Consider the following 15,191-nt stretch of genomic DNA (forward strand, 5'->3'; position numbering starts at 1 on the left):
GCCGATCAGAATTCGGCCCATTCCTGCGCCTGCGCACCCCCGGTGCCCGTGGCGGCAAGCCGGCGGGGCGCCCGGTTGGGCGTGGTCCTGCCTGTGGCGGCCGCCATGCTGCGCCCCGCCTCCCGCAGGGCCTGTGCGTCGCCGTGCTGATCCGTCAGCTGGAACTGCTCCACCAGCCCGCGCAGCCTCGCCGCCTCGGCGGCAAGCGCAGTGGAGGCTGCCGTCGATTGTTCGACCATGGCGGCATTCTGCTGGGTCGTCTGGTCCATGGCGTTGACGGCCTGGTTGACCTCCATCAGGCCGGTCGACTGCTCCCGCGAGGAGGTGGCGATCGCTTCCATATGGCCGTTGATCTCCAGGATGAACGCGCCGATGGTCTTCAGCGCGCTGCCGGCATTGCGCACCAGATCCACGCCGTTTTCCACCTCCGCCGACGAGTTCTGGATCAGCCCCTTGATCTCCCGCGCCGCCGTGGCCGCCCGCTGCGCAAGCTCGCGCACTTCCTGGGCGACGACGGCGAAGCCCTTGCCGGCGTCTCCGGCCCGTGCCGCCTCCACGCCGGCATTCAATGCCAGCAGATTGGTCTGGAAGGCGATCTCGTCGATCACGCCGATGATGTTGGAAATCTGCTGCGAGGAGTCCTCGATCTTGGACATGGCCACTTCCGCCTGCGAGACGACCTCGGCCGATTCGGTGGCGGCGCGGGTTGCCCGTTGCGCCACGCTGCGTGCCTCCTCGGTGCGCCTGGTGGAGTTCGACACGTTGGCGGTGATTTCGTCGAGGGCCGCCGCCGTCTCCTCCAGCGCTGCCGCCTGCTGCTCGGTGCGCTTGGAAAGGTCGTTCGCCCCCTGGCTCAGTTCGCGCGAGCCGCTGTCGATCGCCGACGTGGTGGTCGCGACCGAGTTCATGGCATTGCGAAGCTGCAGGACGGCAGCGTTGAAATCGTTGCGCAGGCTTTCAAAATCCGGGGCGAAGGCCTCCTGGAAGCTGAAGGTCAGATCGCCGGAGGAAATGCGCTTCAGCCCATGTGCAAGGCTCGTCGTTGCATGCTGCATCTCGTCGGCGCGCTTGCGGTCCAAGGCCGCCACACGGCTGCGTTCTTCCTCGCTCAGATGGCGGTTGTGCTCCGCTTCCTGCTCCAGAGCGCGGGCGCGAAGGCCGTTGTCCTTGAAGATCTGCACGGCGGCGGCCATCCGGCCGATTTCATCCACCCGCTCGGTGCCCGGCACGTCCACGCCGAGATCTCCCTCCGCCAGCTTCTGCATGGCGCCGGTCATGGTGGCGATCGGCTGCGAAATCGAGCGTGAGACGAGCCACATGGCGATCACGCCGGCCAGCAGCACGCCAAGGCCAACGGCGGTCTGCGTCCAGGCATCGGAGGTGTTGCGGGCAATCAGCGCGTGATCGAGTGCCGTTGCCTGGGCAAGTGCAATCTCGGCCGGCACTTCGATCAGCACGGACCATGGCGTCTTCGTGCGGCCGAGGTTGATCGGGGCCAGCGCGCGGAAGATCTTTCCGTCCTCCGAGGCTTCCTCGCTGCCCGACTGAATCTTCGGCAGCAGGTTCTTCAACGATGGATCGATCCTGTCCATGGAGGCGCCGACCAGATCCGGCCGCTCGCTGGAAGCGACGACCAGTCCCTTGTGGCTGATGATGCTGACGGAGGCCTTGCCGCCGAACAGGCCGGCCTTCACCGTTTCGGCCAGCTTCTGCACGAAGGAGAGATCGAAATCGGCGCCCGCGACGCCGGCGAACCTGCCGTTGATCGTCAGCGGCACCGACATGGTGGCGAGATAGACATTCTTGCCCTGGACGATATAGGGCAGGGGATCGAGAATACTCTCGCCCTGGCCCGTCTGCGGACCGATGTACCAGCCGCCCTTCATCACGCCGTTCGGGTGCAGATCGCGGCTGTCATATTCCACCAGCGGCTGGATCTCGATGCCGCCATTGGCGCCGCGCGTCCAGTAAGGCAGGAAGCGGCCCGTTGCATCGGAGCCGGCCTTCCGGTTGTTGCGATAGGCCTCGTCCTGCCCATCGAGCGCGTTCGGCTCCCAGGCGCTGTAGGTGCCGTTGAACTGCGGATTGTCCTGCAGCACCTTCAGCAGAACGGCGTTGAACTGCCTGCGCCGCTCTTCGGCCGGGATGGCGCCGCTGGCGGCCATCGCCTCGAAGCTGCGGCCCATGTTTCGTGCCGCATCGAAGGCCTCGTTGAGAGTGCCCTGGATCGCGCCGGCCTGGGTGGCGGCGATGCTTTTCAGGCTCTTGATCGTCATGGATCGCGTCAGTTCGGACATGTTCTGGCTGACGAATTGCTGACTGTTGGATGCGGCCAGGATGCCATAGCCCAGCAGTCCACCGACGGCGGACAGAACGCTGAGGCCCGAAAGCACCGCGATCTTCATCTTGATGGAACGAAATTGCATTGTGTCTGCCCCATGGTTTGTCTGGTGCAGATTTCAGGTACTTATGTTTTAGCGATCGTTAATTGACAAATGTCAGGCCGACCACGGGAAACTGCACGGAACCCCTTGTTTTTGAGGGCTTTTATTGCCTGCGGGCAGGCGATGGTTTCCGCCGTCTTTAGACTTAAGTCCCAGAAAAAAATTTCGCTATCGCGTGTGGGGCTGGAAATGGTTGCAGCGCCCGGTTGGTCTTTTGCCGTCTGCGCTGGCCAGCCGTCGGCAGATGAGCGTGGCGGCTATCCGCCAGCGGCGGGGCGACACCGTGCGGGGCGGCGGTGTCACCAGTCGTCCGGCCGGTCCTTCGGATCGAACTGCACGATGGTGATCCAGTGCGCCGTCAAGGCCGGCTTGCGCTCGTTCTCGATGTCGACGGTCACGTCATAGGTGGTCATCAGCATGCCGGCGCCACGCAGGCGGGCTTCGGTCAGCGTGAAGCGGCCGCGGATGCGTCGCCCGGTACGCACCGGCGAACCGAAGCGGACCTTGTCGAAACCATAGTTCAGCCCCATGGTCTGTTCGCGAATACGCGGCAGCGAGCCGAAATTCATCGCTGAGAGCAGCGACAGCGTCAGGAAGCCATGGGCAATTGTGCCGCCGAACGGGCTTTCCGCCGCGGCTCGCGCCGGGTCTGTGTGGATGAACTGGTGGTCGAGAGTTGCATCGCCGAACTGGTCGATCATCGTCTGGTCGACGGTGATCCAGTCCGATACCCCGATTTCCTGCCCGACCAGATCCTTCACGTCCCTCAGAGAGATCTCACGCGGCATGAATACCCCTGACACTGCATTGCAGCCAACGTTGCGTCAGCTTTCGCTCGCTTCCTTAGCACGTGGGGAGGGATCGGCAAGCTCCCTGCACCAGATGACGGAACGCGGCGGCACCTGCCGGCTGCTCCCCTGTTCGCCTGAGAAGAGATCCTGCCATGCACCGTCCGGCAGATGCACGGTAAGGGCGCCATGGCTGCGGTTGAAGATCACGACGAGGCGGGTAGGGTAATCCTCCTTGCGATCACGGGTTTTCAACATCATGGTCAGCTGGTTCCTGTCGGGCTGCTCCCAGTCCGCCGTCGTCATCGGCTCGCCCTTTTCGTTGAGCCAGAGCACATCGCCATCCTGCCCGGTGAAGAAGCTACTGTGCGAAAATACGTCAAAGCGGCGGCGCAGCGCGGCAAGGCAGGCGGTATGCGCGATCAGGTCGTCATCCATCCACGCCCAGTCGATCCAGGTGATGGCATTGTCCTGCGCATAGGCATTGTTATTGCCTTGCTGGCTGCGGCCGCCCTCGTCGCCGGCCGTCAGCATCACCGTGCCGCGCGTCGCAAACAGCGTGGCGAGCAAGGCCTTGACATCGCGGCGGCGGTTGGCGAGCACCGTCGGATCGCGGGTCTCGCCTTCCGTGCCATTGTTCCAAGAGTGGTTGTCGTTATGCCCGTCGCGATTGTCCTCGCCATTCGCCTCGTTGTGCTTGTGGGCGTAAGAGACGAGGTCCATCAGCGTGAAGCCGTCATGCGCGGCAAGGAAGTTGACGCTGCGCGTGTCCGTCAGCCCATGCGCGGAAAAGATCTCCGAGGAGCCGGCGAGCGCATGGGCAAGCCTGCCGGTTTTCCAGCCGTCGCCGCGCCAGTAGAGCCGAAGGTCGTCGCGGGCGCGGTCGTTCCATTCGAGGAAGGGGGGCGGAAAGTGCCCGAGCTGGTAGCCGCCGGGGCCGATGTCCCAGGGCTCGGCAATCATCACCCGGTCGGCCAGCAGTGGGTCGGAGAGGATTGCCCGCAGGGTGTCGCTGTCGCGCGAAAAGCCTTGCGCGCTGCGGCCGAGAATGGTGCCGAGATCGAAGCGGAAACCGTCGATGCCGGCATGCAGCACGAAGTGGCGGAGTGTATCGAGGATCAGCCGGCGGACCACCGGATGGTCGCAGGCAAGCGTATTGCCGGTGCCGGTGTCGTTGACCAGTTGCCCCGGCGCATCCGGCACGTGGCGATAATAGGTGAGGTTGTCCAGCCCGCGCATGGAAAGGGTCGCGCCGTAACGGTCGCTTTCACCGCTATGGTTGAAGACGAGATCGAGAATGACGCCGATGCCGTTGTCATGCAGGGTGGCGACGGTTGCCGCCAGCTCGGCCATGCCGCCCGGCACGAGGCGCGGATCGAGCGCCATCATGGCGACGGGATTGTAGCCCCAGCCATTGCTGAGCCCCAGCGGCGGCAGATGCCGCTCATCGATCCAGGCGGTGATCGGCAGAAGCTCCACGGCATCGACGCCGATGCGCTTCAGATGGGCGATCACGGCGGGATGCGCGAGCGCGCCGACCGTGCCGCGCAGCGCAGCCGGCACCTCCGGATGCAGCATGGTGAACGGTCGCACGGCCAGTTCATAGATGAAGCCACCTTTTTTCAGGCGCGCCGCCGTATGCTCAACCGGGCGGTCTTTGGTGACGATCGCTTTCGGCACCAGCGATGCGGTGTCCACGCCGAAGGCCGCAAGGCGCGCATCGTGGCGGAACGGTCTATCGAGTTCGCGGGCATGGGGATCGACCAGAAGCTTTGACGGATCGAACCACAGGCCGCGATCCGGATCGTAAACGCCGTGCGCGCGAAAACCGTAGCGGGCGCCGGGTTTCAGGCCCGCCACGTCGAGCGTGAAGAGATCCGTCCCGGTTCTTTCAAGCCGCAGTCGGGTCTCTGTTTCTGCCTCGAACAGGCAGAGATCGATCGCCTCGGCATGGGCGGAGTGCACGGCAAAGAACACGCCTCCGGCATGGGGCGTGGCGCCTGGCATGGCATCCTGTCTCGGCTCGGTCATGAACACTCCGGCAATGGGGGGACGGCTTGCGCGCGTCTGGTCCGATTCTGGTCTCTTTCTGGCCGCTGGGGCAGGGACTTTGCCGGCATTCGCCCTATCTGGCGACGATAGAGTGACGCGCTTAACGAGGAGGAAAAGCCGTGCCTTTCACAGTTCGTCTGCATCGGGTGCTGAAGGCCCCGGTCGATCGCGTGTTCCGCGCCTTCATGGATCCGGATGCCATGGTGAAATGGAACCCCCCGCATGGCTTCACGGCCCGCATGCATGTCTTCGATCCGGTGGAGGGCGGCGAATTCCGCATGTCCTTCACCAATTTCACCACGCAGGAAACGCATTCCTTCGGCGGGCGCTACCTTCAGATCGTGCCGAACCAGACGATCCGCTACACCGACCAGTTCGACGATCCGGCGCTGCCCGGCGAAATGATCTCCACCATCACCTTTCACGAAGTCTCCGTCGGCACGGAACTGACCGTGACGCAGGAGGGCATTCCGGACGTCATCCCGGAAGCCGCCTGTTATCTCGGCTGGCAGGAATCGCTTAACCTGCTCGCCTTGCTGGTGGAGCCGGAGATTCGCTGAGCCGATGAAAAAAAGGGGAGGCCCGAAGACCTCCCCCATCAGATTGATCAGGTAATGACCGTCGGTGCGTCGCGGCCGGTACGCGCCTTGATCTCGGCAATCTCGTCGGCCACCGCGATAAGGTCCGCGAGCGCCTCCTGCGTCTCGATGCCGTGGCGGGCAGCGTCCGGCTCGTAGCGCTCGACATAGACGCGCAGCGTGGCGCCCGACGTGCCGGTGCCGGACAGGCGGAACACCACGCGGCTGCCGCCCTCGAACAGGACGCGGATGCCCTGGTTCTTGGAGACGGACCCGTCGACCGGGTCGTTATAAGCGAAATCGTCGGCGGCAGCGACGGTCAGGGCGCCGAAGCTCTGGCCCGGAAGGCTTGCCAGCTTGTCGCGCAGGTTGGCCATCAGGCCGTTGGCGGCATCCGTATCCACTTCCTCGTAATCGTGGCGCGAATAATAGTTGCGGCCGTATTCCGCCCAGTGCCTGGTGATGATCTCCTTCACGCCTTCCTTGCGGGCGGCAATGATGTTCAGCCAGAACAGCACGGCCCACAGGCCGTCCTTCTCGCGCACGTGGTTCGAGCCGGTGCCAAAGCTTTCCTCACCGCAGACGGTGGCCTTGCCGGCATCCAGCAGGTTGCCGAAAAACTTCCAGCCGGTCGGCGTCTCGTACATGCCGATGCCGAGCTTTTCGGCCACGCGGTCGGCGGCGGCGCTCGTCGGCATGGAGCGGGCGATCCCGGCGATGCCGCCCGCATAACCGGGCGCCAGCGTCGCATTGGCGGCGATCACCGCCAGGCTGTCGGAGGGCGTGACGAACATGCCCTTGCCGACGACCATGTTGCGATCCCCGTCGCCATCGGAGGCGGCGCCGAAATCCGGGCCGTCGGCGCTCATCACATCGTCATAGAGTTCCTTGGCATGCACCAGGTTCGGATCGGGATGGTGGTGGCCGAAATCCGGCAGCGGTTCGGCATTGCGTACCGAGCCTTGCGGCGCGCCGAGACGCTTTTCGAGAATTTCCACGGCATAGGGGCCGGTGACCGCACTCATGCTGTCGATCACCACGCGGAAACCGGAGCCGATCAGGGCGCGGATCGCCGAGAAGTCGAACAGGGTTTCCATGAGATCGGCATAGTCGGCGACCGGATCGATGATCTCGACCGTCATGCCGGCGAGATCGATGCTGCCGACGGTATCGAGGTCGATGTCGTCGGCCTCGACGATCTTGTAGCTGTCGATCACCTTGGTGCGGGCAAAGATCGCGTCGGTGATCTTTTCCGGGGCCGGACCGCCATTGCCGATATTGTACTTGATGCCGAAGTCTTCGGTGGGGCCGCCGGGATTGTGGCTGGCGGAGAGAACGATGCCGCCGAAGGCGCCATACTTGCGGATGACATGCGAGGCCGCCGGCGTCGACAGGATGCCGCCCTTGCCGACCATCACCTTGCCGAAGCCGCTGGCGGCGGCCATCTTCAGCGCCTTCTGGATCACCTCGCGGTTGTAGTAACGGCCGTCGCCGCCGATCACCAGCGTCTTGCCCTCGAAGCCTTCCAGACTATCGAAAATAGACTGGATGAAGTTTTCGGCATAGTTCGGCTGCTGGAACACCGGGACCTTCTTGCGCAGGCCAGACGTGCCCGGCTTCTGGTCGTTATACGGCGTGGTGGAAACGGTCTTCATGGTCAATACTCACCTTTCGGTAGAAGGCTGGAATATAAGTCTGCGTAAAGGGCGGCACTCTTGTCCCAGGATACATCGGACTTCATGCCCTGTTTCTGGATCTGCGTCCAGATTCTGGCATCTCCATACAGACGAATTGTGCGGCGGATGGCGCGTCTCAGATTGTCGAGCGTGACGGGCCCGAAGGATATGCCGGTGGCGGATCTGGCGGCAATCGCGGCCGGATTGGCGTCGATCACCGTATCGTTCAAGCCGCCGGTGCGGGAGACCACCGGCACGCAGCCGTAGCGCAGGCCGTAAAGCTGCGTCAGCCCGCAGGGTTCGAAGCGCGAGGGAATGAGGATGGCGTCCGAACCCGCCTGCATCAGATGCGAGAGCGGTTCGTTGTAGCTGACGGTGATCGCCACGCGGCCGGGATGGCGCGCCGCCGCCGTCTGCAGCGCAGCCACCAGCGTCGCATCGCCGGACCCCAGCACGGCAAGCTTGCCGCCCTGCGCCACGATGTCATCGGCGACGGCGGCCACCAAGTCCATGCCCTTCTGCCAGGTGAGGCGGGAAATCACGCAGAACAGCGGCCCGTCATCCTCCACGAGGCCGAAATGCCGCTCGACCGCCCGCTTGTTGGCCTTGCGGTTCTTGAAGTCGGCCGCCGTGTAGTTGGCGGCGATCAGGCTGTCGGTTCCGGGGTTCCACACATCCGCATCGATGCCGTTGACGATGCCGTGCAGTTCGAAGGCGCGGCGGTTCAGCAGGCCTTCCAGCCCCATGCCGAATTCCGGGGTCAGGATCTCCTCGGCATAGGAGGGACTGACGGTGCTGACCGCCCAGGCGGTCTGCACGCCGGCCTTGAGATAGCCGACCTGCCCGTAATATTCGACGCCTTCCATGGCGAAGGCATGTGGCGGCAGTCCGAGTGCGGGAAAGATGGCAGCGGAGAAATTGCCCTGGAAGGCGATGTTGTGAATGGTCATCACGCTCGGCACCGCCGGTCGTTCGCCATAGCGCAGATAGGCGGGCACGAGGCCCGTCTGCCAGTCATGCACATGCACGAGATCGGGGCTCCAGTCGCCGAGCGCCCCCCAGGCAATCTCGGCGCCGACGCGCGAAAGGGCCGCAAAGCGCCGCCAGTTATCGCTGTAATCCTTGCCATCGGTATCGAGATAGGGCCCGCCCGGCCGGTCGAAAAGGGCCGGCGCATCGAGAACCAGCAGATCGAGCCCCGCCACATGCGCCTCCAGCACATCGGCCGGCACGCCGAGCAGGTCCTTGATGTGCAGGACATGCCGTGTCGTGGCAAGTGCCGCCTTGACCGCCGGGTAGCCGGGCACGAGGGTTCGCATCGCCACCCCCTGGCCCGACAGCGCGAGTGGCAGAGCGCCCGCCACATCGGCGAGCCCTCCGGTCTTGATGAGGGGGTAGATTTCGGAGGCGACCGAGAGAACCTTCATCGTGTGTCTGCTGCCCGTCCTCGAGTCTGTCAGGTTCAATCTGAACCGGGCAGACTCTGGTTTCCTTTGTTGTCGTTTGCCTGTTCGGGAAACCCGGTTTCCGCGTTTGCCAGACAAACCCTAGAGGTCCAGTTTGTCGATCATCGGCTGGGTGATCAGGCAGATGCCATTCTCGGTGCGCCGGAAGCGCTTGGCATCAAGGTCCGGATCCTCGCCAACCACCAGTCCTTCCGGAATGGTTACACCGGCATCGATGACGACATTGCGAAGCTGGGCGCGCCTGCCGATGCGCACATTGGGCAGGATCACCGCCCCTTCCAGGCGCGAATAGGAATTGGCGCGCACGCCGGTAAACAGCAGGCTGTTGTAGAGCGAAGAGCCGGAAATGATGCAATCGCCCGAGACGACGGAGGAGACGGCGGAACCGCGGCGGTCCTCGTCGTCATGCACGAACTTTGCCGGCGGGGTGATTTCGGCATAGGTCCAGATCGGCCAGGACTTGTCGTAGATGTCGAGTTCCGGAACGATCGCCGTCAGGTCGATATTGGCCTGCCAGTAGGCGTCGATCGTGCCGACGTCGCGCCAGTAGGCTTCCTTCTCGAAGTCCGAGCGCACGCAGGACTGGGTGAAGCGGTGCGCCACTGCCTTGCCGTTGGCGACGATCCACGGAATGATGTCCTTGCCGAAATCACGGCTGGAATTGGGGTCGGCCGCGTCACGGCGCAGGCATTCCATCAGGAACCGGGTGTGGAAGACGTAGATGCCCATGGAGGCCAGCGCGAAATCCGGCTTGTCCGGCATGCCTGGCGGATCGGCCGGCTTTTCCACGAAGTCGATGATGCGGTCGGTGCCGTCCACATGCATGACGCCGAAGCCGGTGGCTTCCATGCGCGGCACTTCCAGGCAGCCGATCGTCACGTCGGCGCCGGAATCCACGTGCTGCTGCAGCATCAGCTCGTAGTCCATCTTGTAGATGTGGTCACCGGCCAGGATGACCATGTATTCCGGATTGTAGGGCTCGATGATGTCGATGTTCTGGAACACGGCATCGGCGGTGCCTTCATACCACTGCGTCTCCGAGACGCGCTGCGAGGCGGGCAGGATGTCGAAGCTTTCGTTACGTTCCGGGCGGAAGAAGTCCCAGCCGCGCTGCAGGTGGCGGATCAGCGAGTGGGCCTTGTACTGGGTTGCGACGCCGATGCGGCGGATACCGGAATTCAGGGCATTGGAGAGGGCGAAATCGATGATGCGGGCCTTGCCGCCGAAATAGACGGCAGGCTTGGCGCGCCGGTCCGTCAGTTCCTTCAGGCGACTGCCGCGGCCGCCGGCCAGTACATAGGCCATGGCATCGCGCGCCAGCGGCTGAACTCTCTTTGTCGTCATGGAATATCCTCCCTCTATGCCATTAAGTTTCCGGTTCAAGCATAATCGTTGCAAGCGGTGGCAGGGTTACCTCGGCATGGATGCTGCCGCCGGCCGAAACCGCCTGCACCCGGCCGCCATTGCCCTTGCCGCTGCCGCCATAGATTTCCGCATCCGTATTCAGCACCTCGCGCCAGCGTCCCGCCGAAGGCAGCGGCACGCGGTAGCTTTCCCTGAGAACAGGCGTGAAATTGGTGATCACCGCCACCGGCTTTTCGCCGGGCGCCTTGCGCAGCCAGGCATAGACGGAGTTTTCCGCATCGTCGGCGATCAGCCATTCGAAGCCTTCCGGCTCGCAGTCGCGCTGGTGCAGCGCCTTCTTGGAACGGTAGGTGAAATTGAGGTCGCGCACCAGGCGGCGCATGCCCTCATGCGGATGGTAGTGCAGCAGGTTCCAGTCGAGACCGCGCGCCTCGCTCCACTCGCTCCACTGCGCGAATTCCTGGCCCATGAACAGCAGCTTCTTGCCGGGATAGCCCCACATGAAGCCGTAATAGGCGCGCAGGTTGGCGAACTTCTGCCAGTCGTCGCCGGCCATCTTGGCAATCAGCGATCCCTTGCCATGCACCACTTCGTCATGGGAGAGCGGCAGCACGAAATTCTCCGAATAGGCATAGAGCAGGCCGAAGGTCAGCTCGTTGTGGTGATGCTTGCGGTGAATGGGCTCCCGCTTCAGGTAGCTCAGCGTGTCGTGCATGAAGCCCATGTTCCACTTGAAGCCGAAGCCGAGGCCGCCTTCATGCACCGGCTGCGAGACTTTTGGCCAGGAGGTGCTCTCCTCGGCAATTGTCATCACGCCCGGATGGGTGGCGTAGCTCAGCGTGTTCAGCTTCTGCAGGAAGCGCACGGCCTCCAGATTTTCGCGCCCGCCATATTCGTTCGGCACCCATTCCCCGTCGCGGCGGGAATAGTCGAGATAGAGCATGGAGGCGACCGCATCGACCCGCAGCCCGTCGAGGTGGAATTTCTCCGCCCAGTAGAGCGCATTGTTGATGAGGTAGGAGAGAACCTCGATGCGGCCGAAATTGTAGATCGCCGTGTTCCAGTCCGGGTGAAAGCCCTGGCGCGGATCGGCATGTTCGTAAAGCGCAGTGCCGTCGAACTCCTTCAACCCGTGCGCATCGGTGGGGAAGTGGGCCGGCACCCAGTCGAGGATCACGCCGATGCCGACCTTGTGACAGCCATTGACGAAGCGGGCAAAGCCTTCCGGTTCGCCGAAGCGGGCCGTAGGTGCATAAAGCCCGGTCGTCTGGTAGCCCCAGGAGGGGTCGTATGGGTGTTCGGTAACGGGAAGGAATTCGATATGGGTGAAGCCCATGTCGACCACGTAGGGGATCAGCTCGGAGGCGAGCTCGTCCCAGCTCAGGAAGGTACCATCCTCGCGCCGGCGCCAGGAGCCGGCATGCACCTCGTAGATGGCGATCGGCTGGCGGCGGTGATCCGCCTTGGCCCAGAATTCACGATGCGCCGTATCCTCCCATTTCTGCGTGAGGTCCGGCGCTGTGACGGAGGCTGTGGCCGGGCGAAGCTCGGCGCGGCGGGCGTAAGGATCTGCCTTCAGCGGCAGCATGGCGCCCGATGCGGCGATGATCTCGAACTTGTAGGTGGCGCCGGCGCGTACATCCGGCGCGAAGATTTCCCAGATGCCGGTATCGACGCGCAGCCGCATCACGTGCCGGCGGCCATCCCAGCCGTTGAAATCGCCGACCACCGAGACGCGCGCCGCATTGGGGGCCCAGACCGCGAAGTGGAAGCCCTCGACGCCCTCATGCTTCATCGGGTGGGCACCCATCTTGTCGAAGAGCCGCAGATGCGAGCCTTCGCGGACGAAGTAATCGTCCATCGGCCCGAGAACCGGGCCGAAACTGTAGGGGTCGGTCAGCGCCCATTCCACATCGCCGCGGCGGGCGCGGTAGCGGATGGGTTTCGGCTGGGCGAGAGACACGATGCCCTCGAAGAAGCCTGCCTCGTGGCGCAGCGTCAGCTCGCCGATTTCCGAACCGTCCAGCGCAAGGGCGGTTACGCCGTCTGCGCCGGGAATGAAGCAGCGGGTAATGGTACCGCCGCCGATCTTGTGGGGGCCGAGGACCGCAAAGGGATTGCCATGAGAACCACCGATGATCGCCTCGATCTCGGCAAGCGGAAGTTCCAGGCTGTTCTGTCCGTCCGTGCCGAGTTCCTTGGGCGTCTGGTTCATCAGGCTCTCCAGATCTCCGAGGCATACTGGCGGATGGTGCGGTCGGACGAGAACCAGCCCATGCGTGCGGTGTTGCGAATGGTCTTTTCGTACCACAGAGCCGGGTCGGACCAGATCTGGTCCACGTCCCGCTGTGCCTTCGCATAGGAATCGAAGTCGCCGGCAACCATGAACCAGTCGTGGTTGTAGAGACCGTCGATCAGTTCGGCGAAGCGCGAACGGTCGTCGGGCGAGAACACGCCGGAGGCGATCGCCGACAGCGCCTGCGACAGCTCGCGCGAGGCCTCGATGATGGCGCGCGGATTGTGGCCATCGGCGCGGGCGCGCGACACTTCCTCCGCCGTCATGCCGAAGATGACGATATTGTCGGCGCCGACATGGTCACGCATCTCGACATTGGCGCCGTCGAGCGTGCCGATGGTCAGTGCACCATTGAGGCCGAACTTCATGTTGCCGGTGCCGGAAGCCTCCATGCCGGCCGTCGAGATCTGCTCGGACAGGTCGGCGGCGGGCACCATGGTCTCGGCCAGCGTCACGTTGTAGTTCGGCACGAAGACGACCTTGAGCAGGCCGCGCACGGCCGGATCGTTGTTGATGACGCGCGCCACGTCATTGGCCAGCTTGATGATCAGCTTGGCGTTGTGATAGCTCGGCGCCGCCTTGCCGGCGAAGAATTTCACGCGCGGCACCCAGTCCAGCTCGGGATGCGAACGGATCTGGTCGTAGAGCGCCACCGCCTCGATGATGTTGAGCAGCTGGCGCTTGTATTCGTGGATGCGCTTGATCTGGATGTCGAACATGGCCGAGGGATCGAGCCGGATGCCCATGCGGCTGCCGATCAGGTTGGCGAGCTTCACCTTGTTGGCGCGCTTTACCGCGGCGAACTTTTCCTGGAAGGCCGTGTCGCCGGCAAAGGCATCGAGTGCCGTCAGCTTTTCGGTATCGTCCTCGAAGGCGTCGCCGATCGCCTCGCGGATGAGCTCGGTGAGGCCCGGATTGCACTGCATCAGCCAGCGGCGCGGCGTGATGCCGTTCGTCTTGTTGTTGATGCGCGCCGGATAGAGCGCGTGCAGGTCGGCGAACACGGTTTCCTTCATCAGTTCCGTGTGCAGCGCCGAGACGCCGTTGATCGAGTGGGAGCCGACGAAGGCGAGGTTGCCCATGCGCACGCGGCGATCGCCATTCTCGTCGATCAGCGAGATGGCGCGGATCTGCTGGTCGCCGAACTTCTTTTCCTTGCGCGCATCGAGCAGGATCTTGGTGTTGATCGTGTAGATGATCTGCATGTGACGTGGCAGGAGCCGCTCGAACAGCGGCACCGGCCAGCTTTCCAGCGCTTCGGGCAGAAGCGTGTGGTTGGTGTAGGAGAAGGTCTGGCGGGTGATGTTCCAGGCCTCGTCGAAATCCATCCCGTGCACGTCCGACAGCAGGCGCATCATTTCGGCGATGGATACGGCCGGATGGGTGTCGTTCAGCTGGATCGACACCTTTTCGTGCAGATTGGTGAAGTCCGGATACTGCTGCAGGTGGCGGCGCAGGATGTCCTGCAGCGAGGCGGAGGAGAAGAAGTATTCCTGCCTGAGGCGAAGTTCCTGTCCGGCCGGGTTCGCATCGGCCGGATAGAGAACGCGGGTCAGCGTCTCGGCCTTGTTGCTTTCGCGCAGCGCGCCGATATGGTCGCCGGCATTGAAGGCATCGAGCAGGATCGGGTCGATCGGCTGGGCCGACCAGAGGCGCAGCGTGTTGACGCGCGCCCCGCGCCAGCCGACGATCGGCGTGTCATAGGCCATGGCGATGACACGCTCGGCCGGCTTCCACACATAGCGCGGCGGCTCGTCATAGGCGCCCACACTTTCCACCGAGCCGCCGAAGCCGATCTCGTAGGAGCTTTCACGTCGTTCGAATTCCCAGGGATTGCCATGGGCGAGCCAGGTCTCCGGCAGTTCCACCTGCCAGCCATCGGCCATCTGCTGGCGGAACAGGCCGTGGACATAGCGGATGCCGTAGCCATAGGCGGGAATGTCGACGGTTGCCATGCTTTCCATGAAACAGGCTGCGAGGCGGCCGAGACCGCCATTGCCGAGCGCCGCATCGGGCTCCAGCCCGGCGATCACCTCGATATCGACGCCGAGCGAGGAGAGCGCATCCTTGATTTCCTGCATCAGCCCGAGATTGCTGACGGCATCACGCATCAGGCGGCCGATCAGGAATTCCAGCGAGAGGTAATAGACGCGCTTGTCGCCGGTTCGGTAGACCTTGCGGGTGGATTCCATCCAGCGGTCGATGACGCGGTCGCGCACCACCAGAATGGTGGCGGTCAGCCAGTCATGCGGCTTGGCAACCTTGGCATCCTTGCCGATCCGGTAGGTCAGCCGCTCGATGATCTCTTCCGCCATGATCTTGGGGTTCGAACTGCGGGGGGCCGGCTGAGGAATATCGACCGGGGAAAGAGTGTTGTTCATAAGGTCGCCCACTTTGCTGTCTTGAACGAGAAGGGAATGGTCTTTGAAAACGATGCGGCACTCTGTCGGATTACAGTTTATGCATCGTTCCCAGACACATGCAATCATCCTGTGCAATCTTTGCGGACTTCCTGCGTCCAGTGCA

Annotated in this window: 9 protein-coding genes; 1 reads left to right on the forward strand and 8 read right to left on the reverse strand. The window is 63.6% G+C overall.

Annotation, left to right across the window (positions count from 1 at the left end; genetic code table 11):
• Window positions 1-5: 5 nt before the first annotated feature.
• From KLP42_RS05045 to glgX, 3 genes are all read right to left on the reverse strand, one after another.
• Window positions 6-2,426: a methyl-accepting chemotaxis protein gene (locus KLP42_RS05045; protein WP_215565101.1), complete on the reverse strand. Its 2,421-nt coding sequence runs from the start codon at window positions 2,424-2,426 to the stop codon at window positions 6-8.
• A gap of 317 nt (window positions 2,427-2,743) precedes the next feature.
• Entirely contained in the window at window positions 2,744-3,232 is a 489-nt protein-coding gene (locus KLP42_RS05050; protein WP_215565102.1) for a MaoC family dehydratase, read from the reverse strand.
• Between the two features lie 36 nt (window positions 3,233-3,268).
• Window positions 3,269-5,263, reverse strand: a complete 1,995-nt coding sequence (glgX, locus tag KLP42_RS05055; RefSeq protein WP_252192768.1) for a glycogen debranching protein GlgX — start codon at window positions 5,261-5,263, stop codon at window positions 3,269-3,271.
• A gap of 140 nt (window positions 5,264-5,403) precedes the next feature.
• Here glgX and KLP42_RS05060 point away from each other — a divergent pair, with 140 nt between their 5' ends.
• Window positions 5,404-5,844 (forward strand): SRPBCC family protein, encoded by a 441-nt coding sequence (locus KLP42_RS05060; protein WP_215565103.1) that lies wholly within the window; start codon window positions 5,404-5,406, stop codon window positions 5,842-5,844.
• Between the two features lie 47 nt (window positions 5,845-5,891).
• On the opposite strand, the gene KLP42_RS05065 is transcribed toward KLP42_RS05060, so the two are convergent.
• The 5 genes from KLP42_RS05065 to KLP42_RS05085 form a co-directional block, all read right to left on the reverse strand.
• Window positions 5,892-7,517, reverse strand: coding sequence for an alpha-D-glucose phosphate-specific phosphoglucomutase (locus tag KLP42_RS05065; protein WP_215565104.1), 1,626 nt, complete (start codon window positions 7,515-7,517; stop codon window positions 5,892-5,894).
• A gap of 2 nt (window positions 7,518-7,519) precedes the next feature.
• On the reverse strand, window positions 7,520-8,965 hold the full coding sequence (glgA, locus tag KLP42_RS05070; RefSeq protein ID WP_215565105.1) for a glycogen synthase GlgA: 1,446 nt from the start codon (window positions 8,963-8,965) through the stop codon (window positions 7,520-7,522).
• 120 nt (window positions 8,966-9,085) lie between these two features.
• Entirely contained in the window at window positions 9,086-10,348 is a 1,263-nt protein-coding gene (gene glgC, locus KLP42_RS05075) for a glucose-1-phosphate adenylyltransferase (protein ID WP_215565106.1), read from the reverse strand.
• Between the two features lie 22 nt (window positions 10,349-10,370).
• Window positions 10,371-12,584, reverse strand: coding sequence for a 1,4-alpha-glucan branching protein GlgB (gene glgB / locus KLP42_RS05080; protein ID WP_215565107.1), 2,214 nt, complete (start codon window positions 12,582-12,584; stop codon window positions 10,371-10,373).
• Window positions 12,584-15,046 (reverse strand): glycogen/starch/alpha-glucan phosphorylase, encoded by a 2,463-nt coding sequence (locus KLP42_RS05085; protein ID WP_215565108.1) that lies wholly within the window; start codon window positions 15,044-15,046, stop codon window positions 12,584-12,586. The genes glgB and KLP42_RS05085 overlap by 1 nt, the downstream gene beginning before the upstream one ends.
• Between the last annotated feature and the right edge of the window lie 145 nt (window positions 15,047-15,191).

The sequence above is a fragment of the Rhizobium sp. CSW-27 genome, assembly GCF_018760785.1.
Classification (GTDB): Bacteria; Pseudomonadota; Alphaproteobacteria; order Rhizobiales; family Rhizobiaceae; genus Neorhizobium.